This is a genomic window from Pseudoalteromonas sp. SR44-8 (genome assembly GCF_014163635.1).
Classification (GTDB): domain Bacteria; phylum Pseudomonadota; class Gammaproteobacteria; order Enterobacterales; family Alteromonadaceae; genus Pseudoalteromonas; species Pseudoalteromonas rhizosphaerae.
The window spans coordinates 1-17,159 of sequence record NZ_JACJDS010000037.1; the positions used below are offsets into that span (position 1 = coordinate 1).

General features: G+C 39.0%; 15 protein-coding genes. 7 read left to right on the plus strand and 8 right to left on the minus strand.

Going from position 1 to position 17,159, the window contains the following annotated elements; translation table 11 throughout:
* Positions 1-112: 112 nt before the first annotated feature.
* Entirely contained in the window at positions 113-799 is a 687-nt protein-coding gene (trmH, locus tag H5183_RS16800) for a tRNA (guanosine(18)-2'-O)-methyltransferase TrmH (protein ID WP_182732244.1), read from the minus strand.
* 54 nt (positions 800-853) lie between these two features.
* The gene (gene asnC / locus H5183_RS16805) at positions 854-1,312 is read right to left on the minus strand and encodes a transcriptional regulator AsnC (protein WP_145237092.1); all 459 of its coding nucleotides are present in this window, start codon (positions 1,310-1,312) and stop codon (positions 854-856) included.
* A 198-nt stretch (positions 1,313-1,510) separates the two neighbouring features.
* Here asnC and asnA point away from each other — a divergent pair, with 198 nt between their 5' ends.
* On the plus strand, positions 1,511-2,506 hold the full coding sequence (asnA, locus tag H5183_RS16810; RefSeq protein WP_145237095.1) for an aspartate--ammonia ligase: 996 nt from the start codon (positions 1,511-1,513) through the stop codon (positions 2,504-2,506).
* Between the two features lie 51 nt (positions 2,507-2,557).
* On the opposite strand, the gene H5183_RS16815 is transcribed toward asnA, so the two are convergent.
* The 5 genes from H5183_RS16815 to gmk form a co-directional block, all read right to left on the minus strand.
* Positions 2,558-4,162, minus strand: a complete 1,605-nt coding sequence (locus H5183_RS16815) for a DUF342 domain-containing protein (RefSeq protein WP_145237098.1) — start codon at positions 4,160-4,162, stop codon at positions 2,558-2,560.
* A gap of 153 nt (positions 4,163-4,315) precedes the next feature.
* Positions 4,316-4,708, minus strand: a complete 393-nt coding sequence (locus H5183_RS16820; protein WP_145237101.1) for a RidA family protein — start codon at positions 4,706-4,708, stop codon at positions 4,316-4,318.
* Between the two features lie 12 nt (positions 4,709-4,720).
* Positions 4,721-6,826, minus strand: a complete 2,106-nt coding sequence (gene spoT, locus H5183_RS16825; protein WP_145237104.1) for a bifunctional GTP diphosphokinase/guanosine-3',5'-bis pyrophosphate 3'-pyrophosphohydrolase — start codon at positions 6,824-6,826, stop codon at positions 4,721-4,723.
* A 128-nt stretch (positions 6,827-6,954) separates the two neighbouring features.
* The gene (gene rpoZ, locus H5183_RS16830) at positions 6,955-7,230 is read right to left on the minus strand and encodes a DNA-directed RNA polymerase subunit omega (RefSeq protein WP_064667923.1); all 276 of its coding nucleotides are present in this window, start codon (positions 7,228-7,230) and stop codon (positions 6,955-6,957) included.
* A 117-nt stretch (positions 7,231-7,347) separates the two neighbouring features.
* Positions 7,348-7,968 carry a guanylate kinase gene (gmk, locus tag H5183_RS16835; RefSeq protein ID WP_182718084.1) on the minus strand — a complete coding sequence of 207 codons (621 nt, stop codon included), beginning with the start codon at positions 7,966-7,968 and terminating at the stop codon, positions 7,348-7,350.
* Positions 7,969-8,310: 342 nt separating this feature from the next.
* Between gmk and H5183_RS16840 the strand changes: the two genes are divergently transcribed.
* From H5183_RS16840 to H5183_RS16850, 3 genes are all read left to right on the plus strand, one after another.
* Positions 8,311-10,506: an LruC domain-containing protein gene (locus H5183_RS16840; protein WP_182732245.1), complete on the plus strand. Its 2,196-nt coding sequence runs from the start codon at positions 8,311-8,313 to the stop codon at positions 10,504-10,506.
* Positions 10,506-10,970, plus strand: coding sequence for a hypothetical protein (locus H5183_RS16845; RefSeq protein WP_182718086.1), 465 nt, complete (start codon positions 10,506-10,508; stop codon positions 10,968-10,970). The genes H5183_RS16840 and H5183_RS16845 overlap by 1 nt, the downstream gene beginning before the upstream one ends.
* 89 nt (positions 10,971-11,059) lie before the next feature.
* Positions 11,060-12,022, plus strand: a complete 963-nt coding sequence (locus H5183_RS16850) for an endonuclease/exonuclease/phosphatase family protein (protein ID WP_259397372.1) — start codon at positions 11,060-11,062, stop codon at positions 12,020-12,022.
* Positions 12,023-12,103: 81 nt separating this feature from the next.
* Here H5183_RS16850 and H5183_RS16855 read toward each other — a convergent pair whose 3' ends face one another.
* Positions 12,104-13,030: a glycosyltransferase family 2 protein gene (locus tag H5183_RS16855; protein ID WP_182732246.1), complete on the minus strand. Its 927-nt coding sequence runs from the start codon at positions 13,028-13,030 to the stop codon at positions 12,104-12,106.
* Between the two features lie 210 nt (positions 13,031-13,240).
* Between H5183_RS16855 and H5183_RS16860 the strand changes: the two genes are divergently transcribed.
* From H5183_RS16860 to H5183_RS16870, 3 genes are read left to right on the plus strand one after another with little or no spacing between them, the layout of a single operon-like run.
* Positions 13,241-14,392 carry a glycosyltransferase gene (locus tag H5183_RS16860; protein ID WP_182732247.1) on the plus strand — a complete coding sequence of 384 codons (1,152 nt, stop codon included), beginning with the start codon at positions 13,241-13,243 and terminating at the stop codon, positions 14,390-14,392.
* A 9-nt stretch (positions 14,393-14,401) separates the two neighbouring features.
* Complete coding sequence (locus tag H5183_RS16865) at positions 14,402-15,814, plus strand: lipopolysaccharide biosynthesis protein (protein WP_182732248.1); 1,413 nt, start codon at positions 14,402-14,404, stop codon at positions 15,812-15,814.
* Positions 15,807-17,159 (plus strand): O-antigen ligase, encoded by a 1,353-nt coding sequence (locus H5183_RS16870; protein WP_182732249.1) that lies wholly within the window; start codon positions 15,807-15,809, stop codon positions 17,157-17,159. Before H5183_RS16865 ends, H5183_RS16870 begins: the two co-directional genes overlap by 8 nt.

The window sequence follows — 17,159 nt, forward strand, 5'->3', positions numbered from 1 at the left end:
CAACGCCTTTGAGGTCAGTGATTGGGTAGCGGCTTAAAGTTGGCTTTGACACAATACGCTCAAATCTTTCATTTTTAGATACTTTTTAGTTTACGTGCGAACAGGCCTGTCATCAAGCATGTTTTAATTTGTGCCAAAACTCATCATCAGCGATGATTTCACCATTTTCATCGAGGGCTGGATAGGGTTGCGATTTTTCTTTGCATTTTTGTGCAATGATTGGATGGCAACCTTCAAATAACATCTTATGTTTTATGCTCTCATCCAGCATAGTGCGCTCATATAAGCCGGCTTGCAGGCGTTGGTTTTGTGCCTCAAATAATATCAGTGCAGCGGCCACAGACACATTCAGAGACTGCGCCATACCTTGCATTGGAATAATAATGTTTTTATCTGCGTGGGCAAGTGCTTGTGGAGAGATCCCGGTTTTTTCTTGGCCGACAATAATGGCTGTTGGCAGAGTATAATCAATCTCACGGTAGTCAACAGCATCAGGGCATAAGTTAGTAGCGAGTATTTGTACTTGCGGATTATGCAGTCGCATCATAGCCACAGCGCTGTCGATATCTTTATGTAAGTGAGTTGCGATCCAATTTTTACTGCCCCCAGAGGTATTATTGGTGAGCCATTTTTGGTTTTGTGGCCATACTGCATGAACATTATGGCAACCCACAGCATCAGCGCTGCGAACAATTGCAGACAAGTTATGGTGTTTGTGCACATCTTCTAAGCACACGGTTAAATCGGTTTGACGACGATCTAGTACGTGTTTAATGCGATGATAGCGGGTGTTTTCCATTTTTAGCCTTGTCTGAACTCATAAAATTGCCGCTATTATACGGGAATTACCGTCTTAAGGCATTACTGAGCGGCTAATTGGGTTTTGCAGTGATATTAGCGTTTCGGTTGACTGAATAGCTTCGATAGCTTGAATCTTATTGATCAATACATCTTGTAAATGATCAATTGAACGGGTCATTACCTTAATAAAAATACTGTAGTTACCGGTTGTGTAATAAGCCTCAACGACTTCTTCAAGTTCCTTTAGATGCAATAAGGTTTGTGGGTAGTCTCGAGCATTATTGAGGTTGATGCCAATAAAACAACATACATCGTAGCCTAACTGCTTCGCATTGACGCTAACTTGGGTGCCTGTAATGATCCCGGCTTGTTTCATTTTTTCAATCCGTACATGAATTGTACCTGCGCTAACGGCGAACCGTTTGGCTAATTCTGCATAGGCTGTGCGGGCATTATCCATTAATGCGTGGAGGATCTGTTTATCAAGATTATCGATTTGATAATTTTCCATATAAATATCATCTTTAAATTATTGAATCATCATTTTTTATACCACTAAATTAATCAAATTAATATGGTAAAGGTGTTTTTGTTATTGGTTATTGAATTAAAGTGCAAAATGATTGAGGATTGCTTTAACGACATGGTTGCTCGTAGTGCAATCATGCATTTATGCAAGTAACAATAACTGGGAATGAGGCCAATTATTATGAGTTCACACTTTGTCCAGCAACAGCTGCAAATTAGTAAAGTTAAACAGTATTTTTCACACCAGCTAGAACAACAGCTAGGGTTAATTGAAGTACAAGCGCCTATTTTGGCTAAAGTAGGCGATGGTATCCAAGATAACCTAAGTGGCACTGAAAATGCGGTTGCGGTAAAAGTTAAAACTATTCCAGCGAGTCAATTTGAAGTGGTTCACTCTTTGGCAAAATGGAAGCGAAAAACACTAGCTGAGCACGGCTTTGCAATTGGTGAAGGTTTATACACACATATGAAAGCGTTGCGCCCGGATGAAGAGTCATTAAGCCCCATCCATTCTGTTTATGTTGATCAGTGGGATTGGGAGAAAGTAATTTGTGCCAGTTCTGAGCGCTCTCTTGATAAGTTAAAAGAAACAGTACAAGCCTTGTATAAAGGCTTAAAAGCAACCGAGCAATTTGTTGCTGATGAATTTGGTATATCACCATTTTTACCCGCTGATATTACTTTTGTACACAGTGAACAGTTACGTCAAATGTACCCTGATTTTACCGCCAAGCAGCGCGAAAAAGCGATTACACAAGAATATGGTGCGGTGTTTTTGATAGGCATTGGTGGGGCATTAGCCGATGGTAAGATTCATGATGTACGCGCACCTGACTACGATGATTGGTCGACTCAGACCTGCGAGCAATACAGTGGCTTAAATGGTGATATTTTACTGTGGAACCCTGTGCTTGAAGATGCTTTTGAAATTTCATCAATGGGTATTCGCGTATCACCAGAAGCATTAGTTGCACAGCTTGCAATTACCGGTGACCAAGCTCGTTTAGAATTTGATTGGCATAAGCAACTACTAGCTAAACAATTACCACAGACAATAGGTGGTGGCATTGGTCAATCTCGATTGGCGATGTTGTTATTACAAAAACCTCACATCGGTCAAGTACAAGTAAGTGTATGGCCGGAGGAGTTAAAACAACAAGTGGCTGGTATTTTATAACGTAGACGAGACAATAGAGACTATCTGCTGTTAGTCTCTATCTGCTTGCGATCAACTGGTTTTAAATTCAATCTCTATTTTTCCTTCTTGCAGTTTTACGTTACAAGGAGGATAGCTGCGATTTGTTCTTAATACTTTATCGAAAATGTGGATTTCTACCCCAGAATGCAATTTTTTATTGACCGCTAAATTAGCATTATCAAGTAGTTCATATAGACTTTGTTCTAGCGTTGTTAGGCGTTTTTCTAGCTGCTCTGCTTGTTGGCAATAATGTTGCTGAGTAGCTCCAATTTTAGCGAGCAATAGTTTTTTCTTATCTAAATCTTTTACTAAATCGGCCTTTTCTAGCGTTGCTTGCAGGGTGTCTAATTGCTCATCGGTTTTAGCTAATTCTTTAAGGCATTCATCGGTTTCAGTAGTAACAGACTTTCCTGAGGCAACCATGTTTATGAGCATTTTAGCGCCAGATTCATTACCAATTTCACCAGCGATAATCATTCCGGCATCCAGGATCTCTCCACCAAATAACTTCCCTTGTGGATTGTCTGCTTGGCCTATCTGTAAAAGCTTAGTCGCTTTCATTGCGCAGTGGCTAGCTTGGCGCTCAATAAAAATATTATTACCTTCAAGGTAGCTATATTGGGCGTGAGATAAATGAATATCACCGTTACAAATAATTTTGCACGAAAGTGTTTTATCATCTAGCTGGTGGCCAATCACACCTTGTTTAATGGTGATATTACCTTGCGCTGTCAGTTCTCCGGATTCAACCGTCCCCATCACAGTTATATCGCCTTTCGCGGTTACTTTCATGCCTGGCTCTATATTATGAGTGACAATAATGCTGCCATCAAAGTTTATATGGCCGCTTTTAACTGTGACATCGCCAATCGTAAAAATATCATCAACGCGCATGCCATTTTGTATTTCGACTGGTACGCCCGCAATACTTGAGATTAATTCAAGAGGATTAGTTTTTGATATTTCACTGCCCTCACCAGCAACTAGCGGGCTACTTTCTCCTGCTTTTGCCGGAAGTACATCGCCTTTTACGGTAAAACCTTCTTTACCAGGGGTTGCGGGTTGCTGTCGAACTAACAATGTACCGGGTTCAACACTTGCTAACTTGCCAAAGTCGCGCATATCGACAGTGCCATCTTCGCGCAGTTTCGGGGTATGCAAACGCTCTTTTAAAGTTAATACTTGAGGGAGTAATTTTGATGATTTGCCGTCTTCTGGTAAGCGACCTTTAGCGAGGATACCTTTAACGGTAGTGCCAGCGGGTAATTCAAATTGTTTTTGTAGCAGCTGCTCTAAAAATGCTTGTTTGTAGCCCCGAGCAACCCCAGCTTTGATCAGCTGCTGTTTCGCTTGATCAAGGGCTAAAACTTTGCCACCTTGTGCGAGTGTGAGTTCGCCTGTTGCTAACATTTTATCATCACTGAGTGTAACAGTTAGTGTGGCGTCATGCTTACTGGCAACCACTAAACTACGTTCGCTACTAGGCTCTTTAAAAAAAGCATTGATAGCATCATAGTCTATGCGACATTCACAGAATGTTGATTTTTCTAGAGCCTCAATAACAAAAGCGGCACTAGGCGGCGAATGTTCTATAACATCGAGTAGTACATTACCGTTATGAGCAAGCTTAAACACGGATCATCCTTTTACAACACTTAAGTTAAAGGTTTTTATAATTATATAAGGATAGAGTGCTAGAGATTTGAATAACTGTCAAGAAAATCGAGGAAAAGGGGACTGATGAGTTAATACACCTAAGCATAAATACTTAGGTGTATTGCTGTAAGCTTAATTTGTTGAAGGCAATTCCATAATACCGTCAATTTCAACTTGCACGTTTTTTGGTAATGCGCGCACGCCAATTGCTGCTCGGGCAGGATAAGGTGCTTTGAAGTATTGGCTCATTACTTCATTTACCGTCGCAAAGTTAGATAGATCAGTTAAATAGATATTAACTTTTACCAAGTCTTGGATGTTGCCACCGGCTTCTTCACATACCGCACTAATATTTTTAAATACTTGATGTGTTTGTTCTGCGAAATCTTCAGAGATCACTTCCATCGTTGCGGGAACTAATGGAATTTGACCCGATAAGTAAACTGCTGTACCAACTTTTACTGCTTGGCTATAAGTGCCGATGGCAGCAGGTGCTAGATCCGTAGAAATAAATGCTTTATTCATGATTTTCCTATGTTATTTTTTACGATAGACTTTTTGCACATCAGGCATTACGCGAATGCGGCGCATGATATTTGCAACATGGACACGATTTTTCACGGTGATCCCTAAATCTATCACGTATAAATTACTTTCTTTTTCATCTGTGGCAATTTCCACTATGTTTGCTTGGGTTGTAGCAATTACATTGGTTAGTTTTGCGAGTGCGCCTTGGTGGTTTATGATTTCCACACGCAGTGCTGCAATATATTCTTTTTCTGGATTATCATCCCATTTAACAACCAAGTACTTGGAGCGTTCAGTTTCCCAGCCGCGAATATTTTTACATTCTTGGCGGTGAACCGTGATGCCTTTACCTTGGCTTATATGTGCGGTGATAGCATCCCCAGGCACTGGTCGACAACATTTAGAATAATTAACTAGCATGCCTTCAGTGCCAATAATGGTCGCTTTAGCATTTTTAGTCATATCGCCTAAATCATCATTGTCATTTTGCAGTAAGCGGCGTGCGATCAGCATGCTCATTAAATTACCGCAGCCAATTTCAACTAATAGCTCTAATACAGTATTGAGTTCATGTTCTGCTAATACGCGACTAATATTTTCGTCAGGCAGATCATCGAACTTCGTTTCACCTAAAGCTGAGTCGAGTAAGCGACGGCCAAGTAATAAAGCTTCTTCATGATGTTGGCTCCTCAGGTAATTGCGAATTCCTAAACGTGCTTTACCGGTAACAATAAAGTTTAACCACGTTGCGTTAGGGTGCGCACCTGAGCTGGTAATCACTTCAACTGTTTGACCCGTATCTAATGCTTTACTTAACGGATGAGGTTTACGGTTAACGCGTGCACCCACACAGGTATTACCAACATCGGTATGGACCGCGTATGCAAAATCAACGGCGGTTGCACCCATAGGTAACTCGACTATGCGACCATCAGGAGTGAACACGTAAATTTCTTCTGGGAATAGCTCTGTTTTAACGTTTTCAACAAATTCAAATGATGAGCCTGCGCTTTGTTGTAATTCCAATAAACTTTGCATCCACTGACGTGCACGTTGTTGTGCAGTGTGGCCTGCGCTATCACCGGATTTTTTATACATCCAATGAGCAGCAACTCCTTTATCTGCCATGTGATCCATATCGTGAGTACGGATCTGGATCTCAACAGGGATCCCATGTGGACCAACTAATGAGGTATGCAACGATTGATAACCATTAGTTTTAGGTACTGCTATATAATCTTTAAAGCGAGTTTCAATTGGCTTATATAAATTATGGGCAACACCAAGTACCCGATAGCAGATATCCATTGAATCAACTGCAATTCTAAATGCGTAGATATCCATGACTTCATTAAACAGTAACTCTTTATTAAGCATTTTTTTATAAATACTATATAAGTGTTTTTCGCGCCCAGAAACAGTGGCTGTAATACCAGCTTCTTCAAGGCGTGCTGTTATCTCGGTTTGGATATTTGAAATGACTTCTTTGCGATTGCCGCGCGCTTTGGCAACTTCTGACTTTAAAGCGCGATGACGCATCGGGTAGAGGGCTTGAAAACCTAAATCCTCTAACTCATTTTTAATATCGTGAATACCTAAACGATTAGCAATCGGCGCATAAATCTCTAACGTTTCGCGGGCAATACGTCGACGTTTGTCAGGACGTAATGCTCCAAGAGTGCGCATATTATGAGTACGATCAGCAAGTTTGATTAAAATAACACGAATATCTTGTGTCATTGCCATAATCATTTTTCGATAGTTTTCAGCTTGGAATTCTTTTTTATCTTTAAAGCTGAGCTTATCAAGCTTGCTTACGCCCTCAACTAATTCGGCGACTGTCTCGCCAAAAATTTCGGCTAAATCTTGTTGGCTAAAGTCGGTGTCTTCAATCACATCATGCATTAATGCAGCCATTAACGTTTCGTGATCTAAATGCATACCAGCCAGAATTTGGCTTACTTCAACAGGGTGAGTAATGTAAGGTTCGCCACTTGAGCGAGTTTGACCCTCATGGGCCTCTCGGGCTACCACATAGGCTTTTTGTACCAGCTCTACATCAGCAGCAGGTAAGTATTCTGATATTTTCTTTTTTAGACCTTCAAAAAGATACATTCACACTCCAATGTTCTCGTGAAGCAAATAGGTAACGGTATGTTAAGAATATACGATGAAAAGAAGGGATTGCCAACGGCTAGAATAGAAATACTATACCGTTGGCTAAATCAGACAAGGAAGTCAGATTATTGGTTGCCGCCTACAATAGCTGCAACTGCAGCCATTTCAGCCGCCTCTTGATGTTGTTGCTCTTCACGATCAATAAGATCCATTGATGAGCTATCTACTAAACCAAGTTCAATTTCACGTAAAGCAACAACCGTTGGTTTATCGTTTTCAGGATCAACCAGTGGCTTTTTACCACCGACCGCGATTTGACGGGCACGACGGGCCGCAACTAAAATTAAATCAAAACGATTACCAATTGCATCTACTGCATCTTCAACAGTTACGCGAGCCATCTTAGCACTCCAAATAAATTTTTAAGCAAAGACGTAGTTTACTGCACCGAGTCAGATTCGCCAATAGCTTGTGGTTAATTTAAACAAATAAAATACTTACTGAACCCAAATTAGGATTTAACGCAGTAAGTCTACGAGTAAATCTTGATGGCGAATAGCTTGGCTTTGTAGCGATAAGCGTTTTGCCAATACGATCGTCTCAATTTCCTTCAGCGCAGTTGCAAAATCATCGTTAACCACGACATAGTCATATTCATTGTAATGAGACGTTTCAGATTGTGCTTTTGCCATGCGACCAGCAATGATTTCTTGTGAATCTTGGCCGCGATTATTTAAGCGCGCTTCAAGCTCAACTTTTGACGGTGGTAGGATAAAAATGGTTTCAACATCAGCGACCAGATCACGAACTTGACGTGCACCTTGCCAATCAATATCTAAAAATACATCAATACCTGCTGCAAGCTGCTCTTCAATTGCTTGCTTTGATGTACCGTAGTAATTATCGAACACTTGCGCCCATTCAAAAAAATCATTCTTTTCAATTAATGATTTGAATTCATCAACATTTACAAAGTGGTAATGCACGCCATTTGCTTCGCCCGGACGAGGCGAGCGAGTAGTATGCGATACAGATACTTTCATATCATTATACTTAGTTAACAATGCATTGATTAAGCTGGATTTACCCGCACCAGATGGTGCCGATAAAATAAATAAGTTTCCGCGAGAGTGTGCCATGGGTTTTTACCTAAAATAAACCGACTAGAGCTGCTAATAAGCTCCGCCTTAATTTTGGTATTGTACTTTATTTAGTGAAGTTTACTCAACTGCCGAAAGTATCCTAGTGAGGTGATTAAATTTTAACGTATTAATAACCGTATTTTTGTTACGGCAATGATGACTGTTTAAAAAACTCCCGCATTTTAACGATTATTTGTACTTAGTTGCATAATGCAAAAATGGTCGTTGCAAGTTGCATCTTTCATCTTCAACTTTATTTTATTTTGTTTTATTTCAATGTTTTATTTTTTGGAATGATGCCTGCATTGGTACAGTTACTTAATGATTGAGGGCTTACTAATGAGATTAACCCATTTAGCCATAGCGTGTTTAGTTTCACTTCCTTGTGCTGTATTTAGCCTGCCATTCGATAATTGCCCTAGTCAGGCATTTTTGATGCAGGATGCAAAGGCACAGCTTTACGGTATAGATTTAGTATCGGCTAAACCTACGATTTTATCATCGGCTTTGACGTTTGCTAGCGAGGCAAATAATGAAAGTGTGAATGCCGTCGGTTTTAATTACAAAGACCAATACTTATACGGTTTTAGCCGACAATCGCCTAAAAGCGTGGTGCAAATTGGTAGCAACTACGAAATGAAGCGGTTAAATGTTACTGGCCTACCCGATACTAATTTTTATGTAGGTGATATTCAAGTGACTGGTGAGCAAGCAAATCAAAGTGCGATGTATTATGTATATACTCCCAATTTTGGTTTATATGAAATCAATCTAGAGGGTGATCTAGATGCCCCCATAACTGCTCGGCTACTACCTGCAACCGACACATGGAACTTAGGTATATTTGATTTTGCATTTCATCCGCAAAGTAACCTGTTATACGCAGTTGAATCAAATGGTGATTTGCATGAAATTAACGTTGCAGAAAATACTACCAAGTTTATTACTCAAGTTGATATTGGTGATGATACGGGCGCATTTGGTGCTGCCTATTTTGATATCAATGGTCAGTTTTATTTTAGTAATAATAAAAGCGGAAAAATTCACAAAGTTGATTTAAGTATTAGTCCTGTTGTTGGTTATACGCCTGTTGCGAATGTGTTTACATCGGGCCCTAAGTCAAGTCAGAACGATGGGGCTCGTTGTGCTATTGCCGAAGTTGAGGTAACAGATAGTTCGATTGATTTTGGTGATGCTCCTCTACCTTATAACACCAGTTTAGAGCAAAGCGGAGCCAGGCATTTATTCGATCCTAACAGCACTGGCAGTAACCTGATTTATTTAGGCGATACAGTCGATGGTGAAAATATCAATACTGATGCCGACTTAATCAACAACCCAGTTGATGCATCAGATGATGGGGTGAGCTTTGTGACGGCAATATCGGCGGGTCAAGATAGCCAAATTATTGTAAACGCCTCTGCGAGTAGCTTTTTATATGCATGGTTTGATTGGGATCAAAATGGCGGCTTTAGTGAAAGTGAGCGCATAATAACTAAATATCAACTTAATCAAGGCGATAACAGTATTTTAATTAATGTACCTAGTAATGTTAAAGCTGGGCAGACATGGGCTCGTTTTAGGGTAACTGATGGCTCGGAGGCTTCGCTTATTACTGCCACTGGCGGTGTTTTAGGTGGTGAGGTGGAAGATTATGAAATAACAACATTTGCTAGTGCTGTATACCCAGGAGAAAACGATTGGGTGACACTTGCTTATGAAGATAAATGGCCGTTTGCAGGTGATTATGATTTTAATGATGTGGTCGTAAATTACCGTACTACTCAGCTCATTGAGGGCACTAATGTTGTTGGTTATAAAATTGATGGCCAGTTAATTGGTGTAGGAGCAACCTATCATAATGGCTTTGCGGTAAGCCTTAAAGAGACGGTAAATAATACAACTTACTCAATTTTAAGTAGAGAAGTCGATGCCGATAACATTCGGTTTGTGATTAATGGCGAACTACAAACAGGCTCATTTTTGGAAGCAAACACAGAGCAGGCTATTTTAATTTTTATGCAAGACACTTGGCTGCATGTGAATAAGCAATCAGGGTGCGAGTATTTTAGAACGGAAAGTAATTGCGACGTCAACAGCAAAGTAACTTTTAGTATGACTATCCCATTAAAAGTCCCTAAAGCGAAAATATTATCCCCCGGAACATTATTAGACCCTTTTATTTTTGCTACAGAGGGCTTTTATCATGGCGATTTTTTAGTTGGTAAAAATGCGCGCAGCTGGGAAGTACACATGAAAAATCAAGCGCCCACAGAAGTATTTGACGCGACTTTGTTTGATCTCAGTGGTGCAGATGATGTGAGCCAGCAAGAAAGTGGTTTGTTTTTCTTAACTGAAAACGGCCTACCATGGGCGATTGAAGTAGGAGTGCAATGGTTACATCCACTTGAAGGTGTAGATATAACCGATGCCTACGATAGCTTTGCTAATTTTGCTCAGTCGTCAGGAAAGCAAAATCCACAATGGTTCAATCACTACAACAGCAATAATGTGGCAGTTAGAGGAGAACAGTAATGAAAAAATTAACCGTTATTTTATGCTTATCATCATTTTTAGTTGCGTGTGGTGGTGGTGAAAGCGAAAGTACTGCGGCAGTACCTGCAGCTGTTGAATCACTACCATCGAGTGTCGTTCCTATCACCATCGACTCAGCCGGAATGGCCAGTTTAGTGATAGATGATCGTTTTGATTTATCAACGAAATTTAAACTAAAGATTGATGTAGATCTCTCTATAGGTGACGTAAGAGCTTACTTAAATATTTGCCAAAAAAAGGCCAATAGCCTACGTGCTGATTATGGAAACTGCTTAGTTAGAGCTCCTTTATCGCAAGGATCTATAAAAACTACGCTTGCAATGAGTAGACAAGATATCGAGCTGATTGCAGAAATTTGGTTTTACGATACCAGCACTCAACCCCTTTCATTCGCATGGCAGTTTGATACACAAGTAGAACATCAGATGTTTGAAATAAGGTAGTAAAAGTCAAAGGTAAGCAGTAACGGTAAAGTGATCAAGCTAAAGAATACACCTAGGTATATTCTTTATACTAGTTAGGGTAGTGATTTATGTTGAAGTTTCTTAATGATAACAATGGCGATCTTTTGCAAAAAAAGAGGCTAGTAAAATTTTTTGTCGCAGCAGCTGCGTTTATGCTAATTGCGATTGCCTATAATCCTTCGCAATATTATTACGCTGATCTTTTAGTATCATTGCGTATGCCATTACTAGTTATTGCCTTATGCTTTGCCATGTTGCTTTTAATTATAAAAGCAACATATTTAGGTGGGTCGCTATCAATTATATGCTTGATAAGTTTGAGTTCATTATTACCATTGCATTCGTTACCAAGTGAGCAAACCAAAAATGCGATTTCGATAAAACAAATAAACTTAAATTATAGTAACCCGTTTATTGAATCGCACTTAGTTCGCTTACAAAAACAATCTTGGGATGTATTAATTCTGCAAGAGTTTAGTGATTTAAATCGGCATTTGCTCTCTCGTTTTTTAACCAAGGCTAGTTTATTTGGTTATCGTGAAGTAGAGGGGATCCCTTACGGCATCGTTGTTATTTCGCGTTTACCTATAATTTATAGACAACAAGTAAAACTTCAAGGGGATAGGTTAGGTTACATTAAACTGCGCTTGTTATTTAATAATGAAGTTATCACTACGTATATTGCCCACCCACCATCACCAAGAACCAAGCAGCACTGGGAAAATAGAAATATTTTACTCGCGGCGCTGCATGCAGCAACAATACAAGAGCAAACACCATGGCTAATTGCAGGTGATTTAAATATTGTCCCTTGGTCACGTTATTTTAGTTGGCAAAGTACACAAAGTTGTTATGGAGCAAGTCCTTATAGTAGTTTTATGCCCTTAAATATTAAGCCGACACTGCTAACCGGGTTACCCATAGATCACTGTGTTTTTGACGAGCAATTTACGTTAAACAGCTTAATAGTGAGTAATTTTGCAGGAAGTGATCATAAGATGCTTAGTTATAGTTTGAGCCTTCATGATTAACCAAAGTTCAGCTTAGTTAGTTAATAAAAATAGCATGCAGGATTAACTACATGCTATTTGATTAAATAAACCAATGCGGATTTATTTTACTGTAATGGCAAAGGTCATTTTTAAGTCATGTAGTAAATGACGTAGGTTTCGCTTATGTGGAAAAAGTGTGAATGCAGCAGTTGCAATCGATAGGGCTTTAAATTTAGAACCTATTTCTCGATAGTACTCACCATAGCATTCTAAAATGCGTGCTTGTGCTTTTATTTTTGCCATAAGGCCAGCATCATGTTTACAACGCGAGACAATTTCTTTCATTGCATTGAGTCTATTTTTACGATTTGCAGTAATAGAACCCGCTCTCATCAAGTAATCCATTGCGATACGCGGTGAAAACGCAACATCACCGATCCTTGCAAGTTTTAACCAGCAATCCCAGTCGCTAGCGCTATTTAATTGGTTATCAAATCGGCCAATATAATTAATCGCTGAACGCTTAACTACAACCGAAGATGTGCCAATTACATTAGCAAAAATCAGTAAATCCATTGGGCATTTTAAATTTTGATAACCCATATTATTTTTATCAACAAATTTTGAAAATTCAGGCCAAAAAGAAAAACAATCGACAATGGGTTCATATTCTTCGTTAATATGCATATAGTTTGTGAAACTTAAAACGCACTCTGAGTGCTCTTTCATATAGCTTAATTGTTCGTATAACTTATCATCACTCCAGTAATCATCAGCGTCTAAAAAAGCAATGTAATCACCTTTTGCTGAGGCAATAGCGCGATTTCTTACATTGACAACGCCAGTGTTTTCTTGCTCTATAACAATTAACTGGGGAATTGTTATTTGGGCGGTTTTTAACCACTCAACACTACCATCTGTTGAACCATCATCAACCACAATAATTTCTAAATTCACGTTTTTTTGTTTAACAACACTACTAATGGCTTTGGCTAAATATTGCTTACAATTGTAGTTAGGGATAATAACGCTTATTTCTATACTCATGATCCGCATCCTAGTTCTATAAATTAACTAACTAAGTACTACGCAAGTTCAGCGCCAATTATTTTAATAGGTTTGCGAGGGGGTTTTTGTCTAATGCTTTGCATTTTGCAACAGATGTTCGCAAATTGACTTTTTAATCATGTTTTTGGTGTGTTTTAACTGGGCATGCTTCTTGCGAAATAACCATAAGTTATATTTGGAGTGTTGAGCATGAAACATATTGGCATTGTGGTACCGAGTTTCCATATCCCCTCAGAAACCTTTGTGGTAACTGAGATAAACGCATTAGTAAGAGCTGGGCACAAGGTCAGTGTTATCACCTTTGCAAATTTAAATAGTTGTACCAATCTTGATAGCAGTGTAAACGTCATTACTATTGAAAAATCGTTGTTATATGCGGCTAAGTTTGCCATGAAAAAACCGCTGGCAGCATTGAAAGCGGCATTAACAGCAACAAGGTTTACCTCAATCTCGGTCACTTCACTGCTTGGCTACGGATTAAATATTGCTGACATAATCAAACAACATGGTATTTCCCACATACACTGCCACTTTATGCATGCGCCTCTGGCGTACTCAATTATAGCCAGCAAAATTGCAGGCATTAGTATCTCCTCGATTGGCCACGGGCATGACGTATACGTTAATGATACTGATCTTAGGCTGAAACTCTCATTGTGTAATTTCTCCGTGGCCGTGTGCAAAGATATGGCTGAAAAGTTAGGTAAATACAAAGCGGGTAAAGTTGAGTTGCTGCATTGTGGAGTTGATCTAAGTTTATTTAACGCAACGCCTAACCGACTTAATGAGTCTGTGAAACTATTATTTATTGGCCGTTTAGTTGAAAAAAAGGGACTACAATTTTTACTACCCGCAATAAAAAAATTAAATAAAAAATACTCAATATTTTTAGATGTTGTTGGTGAAGGCCCTTTGATGAACGACCTAAAGTTTTTATGTGAAAAGTTAGGCATTGAAAAAGAAGTTAGATTTTTAGGCAAGCAAACGCCACTGTGGCTATCAAAAAACACCAGTAATTACTCTGCGTTAGTTGCGCCATTTTGCATTTCAAGTAACGGAGATAGAGATACTGGTCCGGTGGTTTTAAAAGAGGCTATGGCTAGTGGTATTCCAGTGCTCACAACTCAATTAATGGGAGCCAAAGAAATTGTTAATGACTCGGTGGGTTTTAAGTGTGAGCCGTCGAGTATTTCAGGGTTGGAGAAAATTTTAACGGAGTTTTGTGAATTAAATCCCTATGAGAGATACGCCAAAGGAATTAACGCCAAACGCTTAGTTGCAAATAAGTTTAACGCCAGCTCACAAGCTAAAAAATTGTCATCTTGGGTGCAAAACTCTTAAGGAATAAAGATGAATGGATTAAAGCAAATCGCCTATTTTGGACTATCAACCTTGTTACTTAAGGGGCTTGGCTTTGCTTTGTTGCCTATATCTACTCGTCTTTTAAGCCAAGCTCAATTTGGTGAGCTAAACTTTTTAGTTTCTATTTCCGCTGTTATGTCTTTGTTGTTGTGTTTAGGGTTACCCGAATTATTGTTCAAGCAACAAATGAAAAATGCGGTTTATAAACAAGCCTTGTTTAGAGACGCGTTTATTTTATGTAGTGTTTTGAGTGCGTTGTTTGTTGTTATTATGGTGTTATTTACCTGCTCATTTAGTGTGTTATTACCCATCTCCATTAATAAACTTGATCTGCAGTTATTAGCGGTTAATTTAGCATTTTCTGCTGTGCTATCCATTGTGTTTTGCTTTTTAAGATATTACGAAATGGCTAAGCAGTTCTGCTTTTTAGCTATTTTACAAGGAGTAGGGCAAACGCTACTCACCATTATATTACTTTACTTAGGCTATGGAGTAACGGGGGTTATGGTGTCGGGTGCTGTGTCGAGCTTTATTGTGCTGATGATTTCGTTATGCGCCATTGGCCGCACAATTACGATTAGTTTTAACTATGTTCCTTGGAATATAAGTTATAAAAATAGTTTGTTTTTATTAAGTATTATTGCTTCATCGCTGTTTGTGTATGCAAATAATGGCGCTGAAAACTGGTTTATTGCAGCCAGTGTCGGAAAAGAAAAGCTTGCCCAATATTATGTGGCAATGCAATTTGCAGTTATGACTTCGTTTACCTTTGAACCGATCAGAATGTGGTGGTTTTCTCGTCGTTTTAATGAATTAACTTCTTGTCGCACTCGTTATGTTTCTTTATGTGAGCTAAGTTTAGAAATCGCAATTGCGTTGTGTGCAGTAATGCTTATTGTTGCGCCTCATTTATTTATCTTGGTTTTACCACAAGGTTACTTACTAAATTCTTGGCTTTTACCCAGTTTAATATTTATTGTTGTACTTAGGCATCACAGCGATCTACTCAATATTGGTTGTTATATTCATTTTAACGCACTATTTGTCACTATTATTAATGCTGTTAGTGCAGCTTGCGTACTAATAGCATTGGGTATTCTAGTGCCTAAATGGGGAGTGCTTGGCGCAGTGGTCAGCTTAGTATTTGCACAAACTCTTAAAACAGTGTTGTTTGTTGTTGTTAGCCAAAAGCTCGAAAATCTGGCATTTAGTATTCAGCGATTAGTACCTAGCTGGCTCTGTTTTATTAGTATTTTTGCTCTGGGCGTAAGTGAAATTACTCATTATGTAATTTGGCAAATCGCGGCTTTAGTTGGCTTAATAGGCGTTTTATTTAATAAGTATCAAAACAGAATAATGGCAATACTGAATCAGTATGTAACAAGGAAAGCACATGGTTAATTGGTATAAAGCGCATTGCCACTTAATAAATGGCTTGGTGATTACTGTGCTCATTTTAGGTTTGTATTCGCTATTTGGCCCCATAGCCGCTTTTGCCTTGTTGCTATTACCGTTTGCGGGTTTTTTGGCGATACGTATTAGCACCGTGTTTATTATATTATTTATTTTGTTTAGCTATTTTAGAATCCACGAGGCGTTTGTTTTTCTAATGCCGCTTAAAATTCCTAAATTACTTGCTTTAGCATCTTTACTGGCCATTGCATGGCATTTATTTGTATCTAAAACTTTAAAACCACATTGGAGCTCTACGCATCTTATTTTTGTAATTTGGTTCGCTTGGCTCACGGTATGCGTATTTTCAGCTTCAAATAGAGGCGTTGCTATTGAGTATTGGTCTGGTGTGTTGGTTAAAGTATTTATTATGGTATTTGCTATTAGCTGGTGGTTAACGCGGTTTTCGCATTTTAGTTACATTAGGCTGGGTATTATGATCTCAGGTGTCACTATCGCTTTAGTGGCGTTGAATAACAAAATAAATGGTGTGGGGTTAGTTGAAGGAACTAGAGTGACTATTTCACGGGAATATCGCTCGCAATTAGGTGATCCCAATGATTTATCTTTGGTGTTGATGTTTCCTGTTTCATTTTTAGCAGCTGAACTTTTTGATACAAATAGTAATAAGTATCGACGTACTTTTGCCGGAGTTGGTTTGATCTTGGCTATTTCCGGTGTTATTGCCACTCAAAGTCGTGGTGGTTTATTAGGAATAGCCGCTATTTTAAGTTTCTTTTTATATCAAAAAGTCAAAAATCCCTTCGTAGTGGCTATGTGCGGTGGTGTCGCTATGCTTGCCATGATGATTTTTGCTGGTATTTCTGACCGACAAAGCGGTGGTGCGGCAGAAGGAGGTGTCGATGAATCAGCAATGGGTAGGATCTATGCTTGGCAGGCTGCAATCAATATGGCGTTGTCTAATCCATTAACTGGCGTTGGAGTTAATAATTTTTTTGTAAATTACTATTTTTACAGTCCTCATTGGGATGGCAAGAATCATGCAGTACATAGCACATGGTTTCAGGTGTTAGGTGAAACTGGCTTTGTTGGCTTTTGTATTTTTTTACTCGTGATAGCCAGTATTTATCGAAGTCTGTCGCGGGTTTATTGTATTAATAAACTTAGTTTTAATCCTGAAGTGATGGTGAACGCTAACGCATTAAAGGCCGGTTTAATTGGCTTTATGGTTGCTGGCACTTTTTTAACTCAAGCTTTTACATGGCCACTGTATATTATTCTGGCTCTGACTATTGCACTAGAAAAGCTTACTATAGAAAGTAATAAGGAATAA